Annotated in this window: 13 protein-coding genes and 1 pseudogene; 9 read left to right on the top strand and 5 right to left on the bottom strand. The window is 76.6% G+C overall.

The genetic code is table 11. The features are described from left to right. Positions 1–29: 29 nt before the first annotated feature. The 4 genes from RTG05_RS12125 to RTG05_RS12140 all read left to right on the top strand — a co-directional run bounded on the left by RTG05_RS12125 (position 30) and on the right by RTG05_RS12140 (position 3,347). Positions 30–1,241: a zinc-dependent alcohol dehydrogenase gene (locus tag RTG05_RS12125; RefSeq protein ID WP_166528842.1), complete on the top strand. Its 1,212-nt coding sequence runs from the start codon at positions 30–32 to the stop codon at positions 1,239–1,241. A gap of 77 nt (positions 1,242–1,318) precedes the next feature. Further along, positions 1,319–1,978, top strand: coding sequence for a phosphoribosyltransferase (locus RTG05_RS12130; protein ID WP_166528843.1), 660 nt, complete (start codon positions 1,319–1,321; stop codon positions 1,976–1,978). A 29-nt stretch (positions 1,979–2,007) separates the two neighbouring features. Further along, on the top strand, positions 2,008–2,679 hold the full coding sequence (locus tag RTG05_RS12135; RefSeq protein ID WP_208104926.1) for a haloacid dehalogenase type II: 672 nt from the start codon (positions 2,008–2,010) through the stop codon (positions 2,677–2,679). A 2-nt stretch (positions 2,680–2,681) separates the two neighbouring features. Further along, entirely contained in the window at positions 2,682–3,347 is a 666-nt protein-coding gene (locus tag RTG05_RS12140) for a class I SAM-dependent methyltransferase (RefSeq protein ID WP_166528845.1), read from the top strand. A gap of 19 nt (positions 3,348–3,366) precedes the next feature. Here RTG05_RS12140 and RTG05_RS12145 read toward each other — a convergent pair whose 3' ends face one another. After that, the gene (locus tag RTG05_RS12145; protein WP_166528846.1) at positions 3,367–4,314 is read right to left on the bottom strand and encodes an alpha/beta hydrolase; all 948 of its coding nucleotides are present in this window, start codon (positions 4,312–4,314) and stop codon (positions 3,367–3,369) included. Next, the gene (locus tag RTG05_RS12150; RefSeq protein WP_166528847.1) at positions 4,311–4,757 is read right to left on the bottom strand and encodes a nuclear transport factor 2 family protein; all 447 of its coding nucleotides are present in this window, start codon (positions 4,755–4,757) and stop codon (positions 4,311–4,313) included. The genes RTG05_RS12145 and RTG05_RS12150 overlap by 4 nt, the downstream gene beginning before the upstream one ends. 47 nt (positions 4,758–4,804) lie before the next feature. On the opposite strand from RTG05_RS12150, the gene RTG05_RS12155 reads away from it, so the two are divergent. The 4 genes from RTG05_RS12155 (at position 4,805) to RTG05_RS12170 (ending at position 8,016) form a co-directional block, all read left to right on the top strand. Next, positions 4,805–5,461 carry a LysR family substrate-binding domain-containing protein gene (locus RTG05_RS12155; RefSeq protein ID WP_208104927.1) on the top strand — a complete coding sequence of 219 codons (657 nt, stop codon included), beginning with the start codon at positions 4,805–4,807 and terminating at the stop codon, positions 5,459–5,461. Positions 5,462–5,568: 107 nt separating this feature from the next. Continuing rightward, complete coding sequence (locus RTG05_RS12160) at positions 5,569–7,077, top strand: HNH endonuclease signature motif containing protein (protein ID WP_166528849.1); 1,509 nt, start codon at positions 5,569–5,571, stop codon at positions 7,075–7,077. 59 nt (positions 7,078–7,136) lie between these two features. Beyond that, positions 7,137–7,487 (top strand): hypothetical protein, encoded by a 351-nt coding sequence (locus RTG05_RS12165; RefSeq protein WP_166528850.1) that lies wholly within the window; start codon positions 7,137–7,139, stop codon positions 7,485–7,487. Positions 7,488–7,602: 115 nt separating this feature from the next. Beyond that, positions 7,603–8,016 (top strand): TIGR03618 family F420-dependent PPOX class oxidoreductase, encoded by a 414-nt coding sequence (locus RTG05_RS12170; RefSeq protein ID WP_166528851.1) that lies wholly within the window; start codon positions 7,603–7,605, stop codon positions 8,014–8,016. 64 nt (positions 8,017–8,080) lie between these two features. On the opposite strand, the gene RTG05_RS12175 is transcribed toward RTG05_RS12170, so the two are convergent. Next, a complete protein-coding gene (locus tag RTG05_RS12175) occupies positions 8,081–9,697 on the bottom strand; it encodes a phosphodiester glycosidase family protein (protein WP_208104928.1) in 1,617 nt (538 codons plus the stop codon). 171 nt (positions 9,698–9,868) lie between these two features. On the opposite strand from RTG05_RS12175, the gene RTG05_RS12180 reads away from it, so the two are divergent. Beyond that, positions 9,869–10,717, top strand: a complete 849-nt coding sequence (locus RTG05_RS12180) for a maleate cis-trans isomerase family protein (RefSeq protein WP_166528852.1) — start codon at positions 9,869–9,871, stop codon at positions 10,715–10,717. Between the two features lie 13 nt (positions 10,718–10,730). On the opposite strand, the gene RTG05_RS12185 is transcribed toward RTG05_RS12180, so the two are convergent. Then, entirely contained in the window at positions 10,731–11,696 is a 966-nt protein-coding gene (locus RTG05_RS12185) for a molybdopterin cofactor-binding domain-containing protein (protein WP_315912578.1), read from the bottom strand. A gap of 3 nt (positions 11,697–11,699) precedes the next feature. Next, positions 11,700–11,951, bottom strand: a pseudogene (locus RTG05_RS12190) (molybdopterin cofactor-binding domain-containing protein); the annotation flags it as partial. Between the last annotated feature and the right edge of the window lie 108 nt (positions 11,952–12,059).

Consider the following 12,059-nt stretch of genomic DNA (forward strand, 5'->3'; position numbering starts at 1 on the left):
CCTCCTGACCCCGTGCGAGGAGGCATCCCGTGAAGGCAGTCGTGTGGCACGGCGTCGGCGACATCCGGCTCGACGACGTCCCCGACCCGACCATCCAGGACCCGACCGACGCGATCGTGGAGATCACCGCGAGCGCCATCTGCGGCACCGACCTGCACTTCGTGCGCGGCACGATGGCCGGCATGGTCGAGGGCACCGTCCTCGGCCACGAGGCCGTCGGCGTCGTCCGCGAGACCGGCCCCGGGGTGCGGAACCTGCGCCCCGGCGACCGGGTCGTCATCCCCTCGACCGTCGGCTGCGGGTACTGCTCCTACTGCCGGGCCGGCTACTACGCGCAGTGCGACAACGCCAACCCCAACGGCCCGGCGGCCGGCACCTGCTTCTTCGGCGGCCCGCAGACCACCGGCCCGGTCGACGGCCTGCAGGCCCAGTACGCCCGCATCCCGTACGCCAACGTGGGCCCGGTGTGGCTGCCCGAGGAGGTCGGCGACGACGCGGCGATCATGCTGTCCGACATCTACCCGACCGCCTGGTTCGGCGCCCGGCTGGCGGAGGTCGGCACCGGCGACACCGTGCTGGTGCTCGGCGCCGGGCCGGTCGGCCAGTTCGCCGTGACCAGCGCCTTCCAGCAGGGCGCCGGCCGGGTCCTGGTGGTCGACGGTGTCGCCAGCAGGCTGGAGCAGGCCCGCGCCCGGGGAGCGGAGGCCGTCGACTTCACCGCCGAGGACCCGGTCGCCGTCGTCCAGGAGCTCACCGGCGGCACCGGCGTGGACCGGGTCATCGAGGCCGTGGGCGTCGACGCGCAGCGGCCGCGGAGCGGCCCCGCCGCGGAGGCCGCCGAGCAGCAGGCGGGGCAGTTCGAGGCCGAGCGCGGGCAGGTCGCCCCCGAGCAGAACCCGCAGGACGGCACCTGGGTGGCCGGCGACGCGCCGAGCCAGGCGCTGCAGTGGGCCGTGGAGACCGTGGCCAAGGCCGGCACGATCGGCATCATCGGCGTCTACCCGCCGCAGGCGACGAGCTTCCCCATCGGGGCGGCCATGAACAAGAACCTCACCGTGAAGATGGGCAACTGCAACCACCGCCGCTACGTCCCCGAGCTGCTCACCCTGGTGCGCACCGGCGCGGTCGACCCGTCCACGGTGCTCACCCAGGTCGGCGACCTGCCCTCGGTGCTGGACGCCTACGAGACGTTCGACCGGCGCGAGTCCGGCTGGACGAAGGTGGTCCTCGACCCGTCCTGACCGCTGCGGCCGCGGCGTGCCAGGTTCGTGCCCGGGCCTCGACGGGTCGGCCCGGTCCACCGCGCCGAGGAGGGTCCGTGTCCGCTCCCCCGCCGTTCGCCGACCGGACCGCGGCCGGCCGGGCCCTGGCCGCCCGGCTGGCCGGGCACGCCGCGCCGGACCTGCTGGTGCTCGGCCTGCCCCGCGGCGGGGTGGTGGTCGCCGCGGAGGTGGCCCGCGCGCTGGGTGCCGCGCTGGACCTGGTCGTCGTCCGCAAGGTGGCCGCGCCCGGCCGCCCGGAGCTGGCCATGGGGGCGATCGCCGCCGTGGACGGCGAGGTGGAGACCGTGCGCGAGGAGCGCGTGCTCGGCCGGGCCGACGTGGACGGCGCGGCCTTCGACGGCGTCCGGGAGCGCGAGCTCGCCGAGCTGCGCCGCCGGGAGGCCGCCTACCGGCAGGGCCGCCCGGCGGCGTTCCCGGCCGGGCGGCCGGTCCTGCTGGTGGACGACGGCCTGGCCACCGGCTCGACCATGCGAGCCGCGGTCGCCGCGGTCCGCCGGCAGGGCCCGGCCCGGGTGACCGTCGCCGCCCCGGTCGGGGCACCGAGCGCCTGCGCCCGGCTCGCCGCCGAGGTGGACGACGTGGTGTGCCTGTGGACGCCGACGCCGTTCCGCGCCGTCGGCCAGGGGTACGCCGACTTCCGCGCCACCACCGACGACGAGGTCCGCGCGGCGCTGGCCCGCTCGCCCGGGGGATGATCGCGGCCCGCGCCGACCCAGGAGGACCCGTGGCCGACCGACTCCCCGTGATCGTGTTCGACGTCAACGAGACGCTGTCCGACATGACGCCGCTGGCCCGGCGCTTCGCCGACGTCGGGGCACCGGAGCACCTCGCGGCGCTGTGGTTCAGCTCCGTGCTCCGGGACGGCTTCGCGCTCACCGCCGCGGGGTCGCAGCAGCCGTTCGCGGCGATCGCGACCGGCGTGCTGCGGACGCTGTTCAGCGGCCTGGACCTGACGCGGGACACCGACGCGGCGATCGAGCACGTGGTGCAGGGCTTCGGCGAGCTCGGCACGCACCCCGACGTCGTGGCCGGCGTCCGTGCCCTGCACGAGGCCGGCTTCCGGCTGGTGACGCTGAGCAACGGGGCAGCGCGGGTGGCCGAGGGGCTGCTCACCCGCGCCGGCATCCGGGACCGCTTCGAGCGGCTGCTGTCGGTGGAGGACGCCGGGGCGTGGAAGCCCGCCCACGCCGCGTACGCGCACGCCGCCGACACCTGCGGGGTCGACCTGTCGGACACGCTGCTGGTCGCCGTCCACCCGTGGGACCTCGACGGCGCCGCCCGCGCCGGCATGGCCACCGCGTACGTCGACCGCACCGGCGCGCCCTACCCGGCCCACCTCACCGCGCCGACGCACACCGTCGCGGCACTCCCCGACCTGGTCGACCGGCTGGTCTGAGGGTGTCCTGGCCCGCTGGTACGCCGGAGGCGTTCGCGCTGGTCCGGGCGGGCTACGACCGCATCGGTCCCCGCTACCGCGACGGGTCCAGGGACAACGCCGTGCGGCTGCACTTCGTGCAGACCCTGCTCGACCGGCTCGGGCCGGGCAGCGTCGTGGTCGACCTGGGGTGCGGGTCCGGGGAGCCGGCCACCCGGGTGCTGGCCGGACACCACCGGGTCGTCGGGGTCGACGGCTCGCTGGGGCAGCTGCGACTGGCCCGCAGCGCCGCCCCCACGGCGGCGCTCGTCCAGGCCGACATGACCCGGCTCGCGCTGCGCCCGGGCAGCGTGGACGCCGTCGCGTCCTTCTACGCGCTCGGGCACGTCCCGGCTGCCGAGCACGCGCACCTGTTCGCGTCCATCGCGTCGTGGCTGCGCCCCGGCGGCATCCTGCTCACCAGTGCCCCCGTCGTCGCCGGTGACGGCAGACAGGAGGACTGGCTCGGCGTCCCCATGTTCTTCGGCGGCATCGGCCCGGAGGCGACCCGGCAGGCCGTCGAGGCGGCCGGACTGGAGGTCGAGGGATGGGAGACCGTCGCGGAGGACGAGGGGGACGGCAGGACGGTGTCCTTCCTGTGGATCACCGCCCGCCGGGCGACCGGGGAGCGCAGAGGACCGGGACGGTGACGCCGGGTCACCGCACCGGTCAGAGGTGCGCGGCGAAGTGCGCCGCGGCCCGGTCGACGGCGTCGTCGACGTGGGTGTCGCCGTCGTAGAAGTCGAACTGGGTGCCGTCCCGCCACTCCACGGTCGCCGGGGCGGGGAGGGCGTCGGCGAAGCGATGGGCACCGGCGGGGATGGCCCCCTGCTCGCTGTGCACGACCAGGACGGGCTGGCGGACCCGGGGGGCCAGGGCGACCGGGTCGTAGGTGAGCCAGCCGGGCCAGGCCATGACGGCGAACCGGTTGGGCCAGGCGGGCACCCCGCCGCGCTGCGGGTCCTGGTAGAAGTCCAGGTCGAACGGCATGGCCGCGAGCGGGTCGCCGGCGCCCACGGCCGGCACGTACTCGACGTCACCCGGGTCGCCGGTGGCCTCGTACCGGCTGCGGGCCAGCGCGGCGGCGCGCATCCGCTCGGCGACGCCGTCCGGGCCGCCGTAGGCCTCCGCCACGACGTCCGCGTCGTGCAGCCAGGGCGCGACCAGGGCCAGGGCGCGCACCCGGGGGTCGGCCACGGCGTTGCTGGCGGTGTAGCCGGCCGAGGCGCACACCCCCAGCGCGGCCAGCCGGGCGGCGTCGACCGCGTCCGGGCGCTGGGCGAGGAAGCCGACCGCCGCGGAGATGTCGCGGGCCTTGAGCGCCGGGGACTCGTAGTCCCGCAGCGCGCCGCCGCTGGCGCCGTAGCCGGTGTGGTCGAAGGCCAGCGTGGCGTACCCGCGGGCGGCCAGGCGAGCGGCGTACCGGTCGGCCATCTGCTCGCGCACGCTGGTCCAGGTGCCGGTCACCACGACGCCGGGCAGCGGCCCGGTCGCGTCGCCGGGCCGGTAGAGGACCCCGGCCAGCGGTGTGCCGGCGGCGGGGAAGACCACGGCCTCGGCGGTGACGCCGTCGGCGCGGCGGCGGGCCTCGTCGCGGGTGTGGGCCGGGCTGCTCATCTGTCTCCTCCGGGAGGGTCGGTGGCGGGAGGGTCGGTGGCGGGCGGGTCGGTGGCGGGCGGGTCGGTGGTGGGCAGGGTGAAGGCGGCGGCGAGCCGGTCCCCGCCGAACGCCCGCTGCAGGACCAGCGGGTCGAAGTACTCGCGGAACAGCACGATGGCGCCGTCGACGACGTGGAACAGTCCGGCGTAGCCGTTGTCGTAGCGGGAGCTGTCCCGCTGCGTGATGCGGCCGCGGTACTCCAGCAGCACCCACTCCGGGTCGGCCATCGGGCGCACGGCGGAGACGTCGAAGCGCATGTCGGCGTAGGCCTCGGGCAGGCCGCCGTACTGGCGGCGCAGCGCGGCCATCCCGTCCAGCCGGTCGGGGAAGCCGGGCGGGGCGAATGGCATCTCCTGCGTCCCGTCCTCGGCGAAGCACCGCAGGGCGGCGTCGACGTCCATCTCCTCCAGGGCTGAGCCGGTGGGCGCAGGCCGAGCGTGACGTCGCCGTGGCCGCGGCCGCCGACGCGGCCGTGCTCACCGTGGGCTTCGCCACCGCCGTCGCCCGCGGGCTGCTCGCCGCGGCCGCCGAGCGGTTCCGGACGGACAACCCCGGCTGGCGGCTGCAGCTGCGGCAGGTCCCGTGGAGCGACCCGTCGGCGGGCCTGGCCGACGCCACCGCCGACGTCGCGGTGCTGTGGCTGCCGCTCGCCGACCCCCGGCGCCTCGCCTGGACCGAGCTGGCCAGCGAGCCCCGCCACGTCGCCCTGCCCCGCGACCACCCGCTCGCCGGCCGGGCCGAGGTCGCCTTCGCCGACCTGCTCGGCGAGCCGTTCCTCGCGCTGCCCGACAGCGCCGGTGCGCTGCGCGACTTCTGGCTCGCCGTCGACGCCCGCGGCGGCCGGCCCCCGGTGGTCGGCGGCGTCGTGACCACCGGCGAGGAGACGTTCGAGGCGGTCGCGGGCGGGGCGGGGGTGGCGCTGCTCAGCGCCGGCAACGCGGAGATCTACCGGCACTCCGGCGTGGTCACCCGGCCGGTCACCGGGCTGGCCCCCAGCCGGCTGGCCGTCGCCTGGCGCCGCGACGACGACCGCCCCGTCACGGCGAGCTTCGTGCGGGCCTGCACCGGCGCCGCGCGATCGGACGGAGTCCCGGTCGCGCGGTGAGGGTCACGAGCCGGGGACTCGCCGTGGGGTGGCCGGACGGCGCCCCGAGGGGTGTCCGCCCTGATCAGACGGGTGGAACTGTCGTACCCGGTCCGTAGGTTCGGGGCGTGGAGTTGGTCGCCGGGCAGGTCTCGTCCGCGGAGGGCGTGCTGATCGACTGGGCGGTCGCCCGGCCGGTGGACCTGCCGCGGCTGCCGGTGTCGTTGCTGTCCCGGGAGCAGAAGGCCGCCGAGCTGGCCCGGGTGCGCGCGCAGCGGGCCAAGACCGCCGCCTACGAGGCGCAGCTGGTGATGGCCCTGGCCGACGACACCCCCGACACCCTGGACCCCCCACCCGGGCACCCCGGCGCGAGTACCGGGTCGTGGGCGCCGGACGGCGAGCTGCCCGGGGTCAGTGAGTTCTTCACCGCCGAACTGGCGGTGATCCTGAACTGTGGCCGCGGCACCGCCGCACACCTGGCCACCCGGGCCGCGGTGTGGCGGGAACGGCTGCCGGCCACCCTGGCCGCCATGTCCGCCGGGGTGCTCGACGAGGCGCGCGCGAAGGTGCTCGCCGAGGCCTGCCAGCACATCCACGGGGGGATCGCCGGTCAGCTGGAGGTCCGGTTGCTGCCCGAGGCCGCCGGGCTGTCGATGCGGCGGCTGCGCGCCCGCGCCACCGAGCTGCTCATCGAGCTGGACGCCGACGCCGTCGACGCCCGCCGCGAGGAGGCGCAGCGGCAGGCCGACGTGCGCACCTGGCCCTCCCACCTGGAGGGCATGGCCACCTTCGCTGCCGAGCTGCCCGCCGACGAGGCCGCCGAGGCCTACGACCTGGTCGACCAGCTCGCCCAGATGGCCAAGGCCGACGGCGACACCCGGCCGATCGGGCAGCTGCGCACCGAGATCTGCTCGCTGCTGCTGCGCCGCCCCGCCGACTCCGGTCTCCCGGCGGCCACCGCGCACGTCACCGTCACCGCCACCCTCGACGCCGTCGAGGGCCGCACGAACACCCCCGGGTCGGTGGACGGGCTGCCCATCACCGCCGGCCACCTGCGCGACCTGCTGCACCGCGCCGGCGCGCTGGGCCTGCAGGCCCCACCCGGCGGGTCGCTCACCTTTGCCCTCACCGACCAGAGTGGGCGGCTGCTGGCCACCGCCGACCCGAACCGGCTGCGCCGGGCCGCCCGCCGCGGCTGCCCCACCCACCCCGGCGGACAGTGCGGCTGCGCGGTGCTCGGGCGGCCGCCGGCGACCGACGCCTACACCCCCACCGCAGCGCAGACCGCCTTCGTGACCACCCGCGACCGCGGCTGCCGGTTCCCCAACTGCGGCCAGCGGGCCGCCTGGGCCGATCGCGACCACGTCGTCCCGCACGCCGGCGGCGGCCCCACCGACTGCGCCAACCTCTGCTGCCTGTGCCGGAGCCACCACCGGCTCAAGACCCACGCCCGCGGCTGGACCTTCGTCATGCTGGCCGACGGCACCCTGCACGTCACCACCCCGTCCGGCGTCACCCGCACCACGAGGCCACCCGGACTGCGGCCACCGAGACCACGGACTGCCGAGACACCCGGGGAGGAGCCTGCAGGACGGGAGCCCCTGTCGACGGCCGACGACGAGCCGCCGCCGTTCTAGCGCCTGCTCTCCGCGTCGAGGTCGTTCGTCCGACTCGTCAGACGGCCTACGTTCGCGCGGTGGACGTGATCGTGGAGGTGGGTGGCTGGGAGCACGCCTGCTGTGGCCCGGCCATCGAGCGCGACCGGGTCGTCGACCTGGGCTGCACCCGCTGGTCGGATCCGCACGGCCGGAGCCGTCTCACGGAGACTCACCACCACGTCGACCCCGAGGTGCGGGTCCAGGGACGGGTGACCGAGATCCAGGTGCGCGACGGAGCGACCGTCCTGCCGATCCTGCGTGTCCCGAGCGGGCGAGCGCTGCGGGGCCTCGACGAGGACGACGACGGCCACCTGGAGGACCCCTGGACCGGCGCCGTCGTCACGCCGGCCAGCGGGGACTTCCTCGTGACCGTCAGGACACCCGGTTGACGGGCCTCGTCCCGCCTGTCGGGTGACCACGGCGTGGCCGCGTCCCGGGCCGACCGGCCGACAGGGCGGCGGCCGCACCCGCGTGGCGGTCGATGGAGCGGGTACAGACCCGGCCATGGCTGACACCCAGGACGGACCCGAGCTGCACCCGGTCACCCGCGAGCTGGCCGAGGGCCGCAACTTCGCCGCGATCAGCACGCTGCTGCCCAGCGGCCGCATCCAGACCCAGTACATCTGGGTGGGCGTCGAGGACGGCGCGCTGTTCGTGAACACCGAGGTGCACCGGCAGAAGTACAAGGACGTCGAGCGCGACCCGCGGGTCACCCTGGCCATCCGCGACGAGGCCAACCCCTACCGGTACGCCGAGGTGCGCGGCCACGTCGTGCGCACCGAGACCGGTGAGCGGGCCCGCGCGCAGATCGACGAGCTGTCCCAGAAGTACGAGAACCGGCCCTACCCGGCCGAGAACATCTCTTCCGAGCGGGTCAGCCTCTACATCGAGCCGGAACGCCAGACCATCGCCGGCTGAAGAAGGACCTCCCTGCCCCCCACCGCTCGCGAGCTCGCGGCGGGCCCCTGCACGGAGGCCAGGGTCACCCGCCGGCGGTCACCACGACCGCGTCGCCGACCGGGCGCTCGCCGGCGGTGTCCGACGGGCTGGAGGCCAGCTGCCCGTCGACGGCGAGGGTGGTCGACCCGCCGCCGTCCAGGTTCACCGCCTCGACCATGCCCAGGGCGCGGGCCACCGCGGCGGTCTCCGGCACCGACAGGCCCAGGTGGTCGACCTGCCGGCCGTCCGCGACGACCAGCAGCAGCCGGCCGTCGGCGTCCACACCGGCGAAGGTGCGCGGGTTGCGCTGCAGCGCCCACCCGTACTGGAACGACGGGTTGCCCGGGTGCACCATGCCGTCGCGGGCCAGGGTCACGTGCTCCCGGCCGTCGCGGACCAGTTCCGGCCCGCCGTTGACCACGGTCCGGTCGGCGACGTCCAGCCGCATGCCGTCCCGGTCGACCAGCGCGGCGCGGACGTCGACCCGCTCGCCGGCGTCCAGCGTGGCCAGCGCCTCGCCGTACACCCCGGTGCCCTGCACCGAGGTCTGCCCCTCGGCCAGCGCCACCCCGCGGCCGGCCCGCACCTCGACGACCACGTCGTCGTCGAGCACCACCTCGGTGCCCTCGCCGGCCGGGGTGGTCGCGCCGAAGGCCGGCGTGAACGCGACCAGTTCGGCGTCGTCGGTGCAGGTGACGTCGTGCCGCGGCTGCCAGGTCGGCGCGTCGTCGACCGTGCCGCCGCAGTTGCGGACCAGACCGGGCACCCGGTTGGTGCCGTCCAGGGTGAGCAGCAGCTCGGCAGAGACCAGCTCGCCCCGCCAGCGGGGGCGGTCCACGTCCGCCTCGCCGGTCCCCTCGTCGACGACCAGCGCCGGGCGGGCGCCGACCGGCTCGCTCTCCAGCGACCCGTCGTAGACGCCGACCCCGGCCGGGTCGCCCTCGGCCCCGGCCTGCGGGTCGAACACGAAGAACCCGCCGTTGACCGCGACCGAGGCGTCCGCGAGCGCGGCCAGCCCGGTGGTCGGCTCGCGGCGCTCCAGGTCCGGGCCGTAGGTGGCACGCACCTCGCCGTCGAACCGGGCCGGGTCCACGGTGACTACGTCGACCGTCCACGGCCCGCCTGCCGCCGTGCCGCCGTCCCAGCCGGTGTACCAGGACCGCCCGGCCGACCCCGCCGCGGCCAGCCGGGCCACCGCGTCGTCGGCGGCCTGCTGGGTGGCGAACCGCTCGGTCAGCCGCACCCGGTACCCGATCGTGCCGCCGGGGACGTCGGCCAGCTCCGGCTGCTGCACCGGCTGCACCTCCGCGGGCAGGCCGGCCGCGGCGAGCGTGGCCGCGTGCGCCCGCGCGGCGGCCTCGTCCTGCACCGCCCGCGGCGCGGCGGCCGGGTCCGGGCTGGTCGGCGCGGAGGGGACCGCCACCTCGACCACCCAGTGCAGCGCCGGGTCGGGCGCGCCGCGGACGACCCGGGTCAGCGTCACCCCCGGCTGCAGGGTCGTGGTGGTGCGGGTCTCGGCCAGCCCGGGCGCGCCCAGGGGCAGCGCCTCCGGGGCGGGCACCGGGGCGGAGGCGGCGGGCGCGGGCAGGGTGCAGGTGCCGGTCAGGACGAGCACCGAGGTGCCCACCAGGGCGGCACGCCGCAGGGGCGTCGAGGTCACGGGCGCGGACGCTAGGGCCGCCGGGACGCCCCCGAGTGGCCACCGGGTGAACGCCGGGCGCGGGGCAGGGGAACCCGCCCGCCGCGCGGGACGCCGTCACCGTCCGGCACCGGGCGGGTGGGACGGCGGCCCGGCGGGTACCCCGTCGTCCCGACCCCCAGGGAGGCCCCCGTGCACGACCACCGCGTCGGCATGATCGTGCCGAGCTCGAACCTGACCATGGAGACCGAGCTGCCGCGGATGCTGCACGCCCGCGAGCAGGTGGTGCCCGGCGAGCGGTTCACGTTCCACTCCAGCCGGATGCGCATGAAGCACGTGACGCCGGAGGAGCTGGTGCGGATGAACGCGCAGACCGAGCGCGCCTCGCTGGAGCTCGCCGACGCCCGCCCCGACGTCGTCGCCTCGGCTTGCCTGGTGGCGATCATGGCGCAGGGGACGGGCTACCACCGCTCGGCGGAGGCGCAGATCAGCGGCGTGCTGCAGGGCGAGGGCCTCGACGTCCCCGTCGTGTCCAGCGCCGGGGCGCTGCTGCGCGCGCTGGACGCGATGGGGGCGCGCAAGGTCGCCATGGTCACCCCGTACATGAAGCCGCTGACCCGGCTGGTCGCCGACTACGTCGAGGACGCCGGGGTGGAGGTGTGCGACGCGCTGAGCCTGGAGGTGTCGGACAACCTCGCCGTCGCCGCGCTGGACCCCGAGGACCTGCGCGAGCACTGGCGCCGGGTCGACGTCGGTGACGCCGACGCCCTGGTGCTCTCGGCGTGCGTGCAGATGCCCTCGCTGGCCGCCGTCCAGCCGGTCGAGGACGCCGCCGGCCTGCCGGTGCTGTCGGCGGCGACCGCGACGGTGTTCACGATCCTCACCGAGCTGGGCCTGGAGCCGGTCGTCCCGGGCGCCGGCCGGCTGCTGTCCGGTGAGGTGCGGATGGCGCCGGCGCCGCGGCCGGCCCCCGAGCCGGTGGACGCCGGGCCCGCACCCGCCCCGCCGCTGCCCGAGCCCTACCCCGCCGCGGCCCAGTAGCCCGCAGCCCCGGTCAGGACGGCTCGGGCAGGCCGGGCAGCAGCTTGTCGAGGGTCACCGGCAGGTCCCGCACGCGGACGCCGGTGGCCCGGTGCACGGCGTTGGCTACCGCGGCGGCGGTGCCGACGATGCCGATCTCGCCGATGCCCTTGCTGCCCATGGCGTTGGCGTACGGGTCGGAGATGCCCAGCCAGTGCGCCTGCACGTCGCCGACGTCGGCGTTGACCGCGATGTGGTACTCGGCGAGGTCGTGGTTGGCGACCTGGCCGATCCGCGGGTCCCAGACGCTGTTCTCGTGCAGGGCCATGGACAGCCCCATGGTCATCCCGCCGATGAACTGCGACCGCGCGGTGCGGGGGTTGACGATCCGGCCGGCGTCGAACACCCCGAGCAGCCGCGGCACCCGGACCTCCCCGGTGTCGGCGTGCACCCGCGCCTCGACGAACTGCGCGCCGAAGGCGTACGCGGCGTGCTCGTCGTCCGTGGCGGCCTGGTCGACGTCGCCGGAGACCTCGTCGCCGTCGTCGGGGGTGGCGCCGAACTCCTCCCGGAACGCGCCGGCCGCGACGACGAGGGCCGAGCCCCAGGTGTTGGTGCCCGACGAGCCGCCCGCGACGGAGGCGACGGGGAGGTCGGTGTCGCCGATGCGCACCTCGACGTCCTCCACCGGCACGTCGAGGGCGTCGGCGGCGATCTGCGGGAGCACCGTCCACGCGCCGGTGCCCAGGTCCGCGGCGCCGGGGTCGGCGACGTAGCGGCCGCCGGTGAACCGGATCCGCGCCGTCGACGGCGCCATCCGGTGGACCGGGTAGATCGAGCTGGCGACGCCGGTGCCGACCAGCCAGTCGCCTTCGCGGTGCCCCGCCGGGGGGCGGTCGGCCCAGCCGAAGCGCCGCGCGCCCTCGCGCAGGCACTCCACCAGGTGCTGGCTGGACCACGGCCGGCCGCTCTCCGGGTCGACGTCGGGCTCGTTGCGCACGCGCAGCTCGACCGGGTCGATGCCGAGGGCCTCGGCGAGCTCGTCCATCGCCACCTCGGGGCCGAACATGCCCGGGCACTCCCCCGGCGCGCGCATCCAGGAGTTGACCGGCACGTCCAGGGCGGCCAGCCGGTGCGTGGTGCGCCGGTTCGGTGCGGCGTACAGGACCCGGGTGGGCACGCCGGTCTGCTCGGCGAACTCCTTGACCCTGGAGGTCTGCTCGACCACGTCGAGGGCGATGGCCTGCAGCGCGCCGGTGCGGTCGGCGGGAGGAGCCGATCGCCCGCCCGGCCGAGGACGGGCCCGGCTGCGGGTGACCGACGGGCCGGGCCGCCGGTTCCCCGGCTGGGCGGGCGCACCGGC

This window comes from Geodermatophilus sp. DSM 44513 (assembly GCF_032460525.1).
In the GTDB taxonomy this organism is placed as follows: Bacteria; Actinomycetota; Actinomycetes; order Mycobacteriales; family Geodermatophilaceae; genus Geodermatophilus.